Below are 3,621 nucleotides of genomic sequence, written 5' to 3' on the forward strand. Positions count from 1 at the left end.
TTGCATGACGCGCACCTCGCAACAAGAATGCCGGAGCATTCTTGAATTTCCCAGATTTTTACACCGGAGGAAAGCCTTGGTATGGAGATTCAGACGATTCAGTCAGCAGTAGCGGGAATTCATAGAATCAATGAATTTTTTGCCCTGGATGAAAAGCAGATATCTTCTAGGATGAAAAATGGTGAATTCTTATTAGATAAATCTGTATCAGATCATGTGGTTTCAAATGAAAAAACGTCAGATGTGATAGAAGATTTCGAGAAAGATGCTTTGAATCAGAATACAGATCTAAATATGCAGAATGTAGCAGAGTTGCCATTTGTAGAATTTCGAAATGTAACCTTTGGATATGATGAACATGTAGTACTGGATCATCTGAATTTTCAGGTAAAAACAGGAGAACAGGTGACTTTATCCGGCCGTACCGGTGCAGGAAAAAGTACGATCATGAAACTGCTTCTGGGGCTGTATGAACCACAGAGTGGAGAAATTCTGCTTCGGGGAGTTCCTGTGACACAGATTCAGGAAGAAGATCGAAGAAACATATACGGTTATGTGGAGCAGACATTTCACATGGTTCCGGGAACGGTGCGGGATCAGATTACATTATATGATCCGAGGATCTCAGACCAGCAGGTGAAAGCAGTAACAGAACCGGAATTATTGCTGCTGGATGAGATTACGGCAAATCTGGATGCGGAAACAGAACTTGAAATTTTACAGGCGTTAAAACGGGTATCTCAAAATCGTACCGTTATCTCTATTTCACACAGAACATCAGCGGAGATGGGACGCATTATTGAAATATAATGAGTGCAAGAGTGTCAACGTGCTGGCATGATATAATACCAGATGTCGATTTTATGCGGAAAGTCACGTTTTTGCATGAATTGGATAGAATATGTATTGAAAAAGGCAAATTTTATCTGTTCTTTTCACTTTTTTTGTATTATAATTGTACGGAAAAAGGCGGAAGTTGAGTATGAAGCAAAAATATAATAGTAATAGAATGCAAAAACTGATCTGTCTTTTCTTGCTTGTGCCACTGATTCTGGGGATTACAATCAGTGGAATGCGTGCTTCGACTCAGGCATTGTACCGTGCATGGAATCTAAAGGCCTACAGCATGGAAGATGTGGCATGGGAATGTGAAGTACTGGATGAAAAAGAAGAACGGAATGAAAAGGATAGAGGCAATCTGGCGGCAAGTCAGGTGCAGAATATCCGCCATACATACGGATTTGAAAATATGGAGGATACAACATCCTTTTCACAGCAGGAGAGAGCAGAACATAAAAACATAGATGTTACACGGCAGATCGCGCGGGATCGGGCATTGCTTGGCATGCCGGAGATGGAATTAAATCATGTGATCTGTCTGGATGATGAGGACATGGATGCGTGTCTGCCCCGGGCGGACGAGTATCAGGTCTGGTATGCAGAAGCGGATATCGGGCAGAATAAAATGGTTCGTATTTCGGACACCGAAAATGTGACGATGCTACACACCGGTTACATTATAAATAAGAATATGAAAAAAGGATATCCGTTGAAGGAAAATCTGGAACCTTCCGGAGACCATATAAGCAGATACAATGACAATTTTTATCTGATATAAGAGATTCATTTGGGGATGAGTGGCAAAACTGCCGATCGATATCAGATAGGATGGGGGATTGACTGATTAAATTGTGATGAATTAGATTTTAAAGATATGACTGGAGGTATCACAAATGGACTTAGGCAATTCAATTTCATTGTTATTTTGCATTCCATTTCTTGGAATGCTGCTTAGTATCGCGGTTTTCCCGCTGGTAAAACCGGCTTGGTGGGAGAGAAATCAGAAGTATGCGGTTATCGCATGGTCACTGCTGTTTCTGATCCCGTTTGCAATCCGTTACGGTTTTGGCGTAATGGGTGAGCAGTTACTGGAAGTAATTGTAGGTGATTATTTCACCTTTATCGTATTGTTATTTGGACTTTTCTGCGTAGCAGGAAATATCACCATAGAAGGTGAACTCAGCGGATCACCGAAGGTAAATGTGATCATGCTTCTGATCGGTACGTTGTTATCTAGCTGGATCGGTACCACAGGTGCCAGCATGGTTATGATTCGTCCTCTGATCCGTGCAAACAAATGGCGTTCCAGAAAGACACAGGTTGTAGTGTTCTTTATTTTTCTGGTATCCAATATCGGTGGATGTCTGACACCGGTAGGAGATCCGCCATTGCTGATGGGCTTTATGCGTAACGTTCCGTTCTTCTGGAGCCTGCGCCTGATCCCGATCATGATTTTAAATGTTGCAATTTTACTTGTGATCTTTTACATTCTGGATTCCAGAGCATATCGTAAAGATCTGGCAGATGGTATCACACCGGAAGTTCAGAGCGGCGATAAAGCAGCAATCCGTGTCGTAGGAGCACACAATATTATTTTCCTTGCAGCAATCGTAGTAGCAGTTATTTTGAGTGGTGTACTTCCGTCCACAAAGGCATTCAGCGGCGGAATCCACATTTATGGAGAGGTAGAGCTTACCTATGCAGCTCTGATCGAGGTTATCATTATTCTGGTGGCAGCGTTCCTTTCCTTCAAGACAACAAATAAAAGCGTACGTGAAGACAACCATTTTTCCTGGGGAGCCATTCAGGAAGTTGCAGTGCTTTTCATTGGTATCTTTATTACTATGATTCCGGCGCTTCTGATCCTGAAAGCAAAAGGTGCAGAGCTTGGATTAACCCAGCCGTGGCAGATGTTCTGGGTAACCGGTGCAATGTCCAGTTTCCTGGATAACACACCGACCTATCTGGTATTCCTTACCACTGCAGGAACTCTGGGAGCGACCGCAGGTCTGCAGACCAGTGTCGGTATCGTACCGCAGGTTATGCTGGAGGCAATCTCCTGTGGAGCGGTATTCATGGGGGCAAATACGTACATCGGTAACGCACCGAACTTTATGGTAAAATCCATTGCGGAAGAGAATGGTATCCGTATGCCGTCCTTCTTTGGATATATGACCTGGTCGTTGCGATTTTTGATCCCGGTATTTGTGGTTGATATGTTAATATTCTTCCTGTAAAAATTAAATGTCCTGTATGTTATAGATTCTGATAAGTTTTTGAAAAAGAATCTGAGAACATGCAGGACATATTTTTTGACGAAAATCTTAAAGGTTGATTGTGATTACAGAGTGAAAAAGTAGGAATTGATTTTCGGAAAAGTGTTGACATCACTACAGTAAAGTGCTACTATAACAAAAAATAAATGACATGAACGAAAATCAATGAACAAAAGGAGTACCTTTATGGCACTGCTTTACAGAGAGCCGGTGGTGGTGAGATTCCGGCAGGTAAGTATAAAGGGAATGGATTTGTGAGATGCAAAGCGAAAGCAAATAGTAAGTGTGCAAGTAGCGGATGCCGTGTCCTCACGTTACAGAGGAAAGATATCGAAGAGATTCCGTATCGGATTGAGGTTGTGTAGCAATAGAATCGTTGCAGAAAAGCACAATGAATAAAGGGTGGCACCACGAAACGTATATTCGTCCCTGACTGTGAAAGTTCACGGTCAGGGATTTTTTATTTGATAGGAAATTACAAGGATTTCCTATCAAATAAAAGCAC

The 3,621-nt window shown here is 42.1% G+C and carries 3 protein-coding genes and 1 other annotated feature; all 3 genes read left to right on the forward strand.

Annotated features, from left to right (window positions below):
* Positions 1–81 precede the first annotated feature (81 nt).
* The 3 genes from LG34_RS16230 to LG34_RS16240 all read left to right on the forward strand — a co-directional run bounded on the left by LG34_RS16230 (position 82) and on the right by LG34_RS16240 (position 3,077).
* Positions 82–810, forward strand: coding sequence for an ABC transporter ATP-binding protein (locus LG34_RS16230; RefSeq protein WP_109217002.1), 729 nt, complete (start codon positions 82–84; stop codon positions 808–810).
* Between the two features lie 172 nt (positions 811–982).
* The gene (locus LG34_RS16235; protein ID WP_146190251.1) at positions 983–1,618 is read left to right on the forward strand and encodes a hypothetical protein; all 636 of its coding nucleotides are present in this window, start codon (positions 983–985) and stop codon (positions 1,616–1,618) included.
* Positions 1,619–1,733: 115 nt separating this feature from the next.
* Positions 1,734–3,077, forward strand: coding sequence for a sodium:proton antiporter (locus LG34_RS16240; RefSeq protein WP_109217004.1), 1,344 nt, complete (start codon positions 1,734–1,736; stop codon positions 3,075–3,077).
* A gap of 195 nt (positions 3,078–3,272) precedes the next feature.
* Positions 3,273–3,550: a binding site (T-box leader), on the forward strand.
* The last annotated feature ends 71 nt before the right edge of the window (positions 3,551–3,621 follow it).

Origin of the sequence: Eubacterium ramulus (assembly GCF_003122485.1) — a bacterium.
Classification (GTDB): Bacteria; Bacillota; Clostridia; order Lachnospirales; family Lachnospiraceae; genus Eubacterium_I; species Eubacterium_I ramulus_A.

Bases quoted from the DNA above. Each gene is read 5' to 3' on its own strand.
- LG34_RS16230 (WP_109217002.1), top strand. From the start codon at position 82: ATGGAGATTCAGACGATTCAGTCAGCAGTAGCGGGAATTCATAGAATC.
- LG34_RS16235 (WP_146190251.1), top strand. From the start codon at position 983: ATGAAGCAAAAATATAATAGTAATAGAATGCAAAAACTGATCTGTCTT.
- LG34_RS16240 (WP_109217004.1), top strand. From the start codon at position 1,734: ATGGACTTAGGCAATTCAATTTCATTGTTATTTTGCATTCCATTTCTT.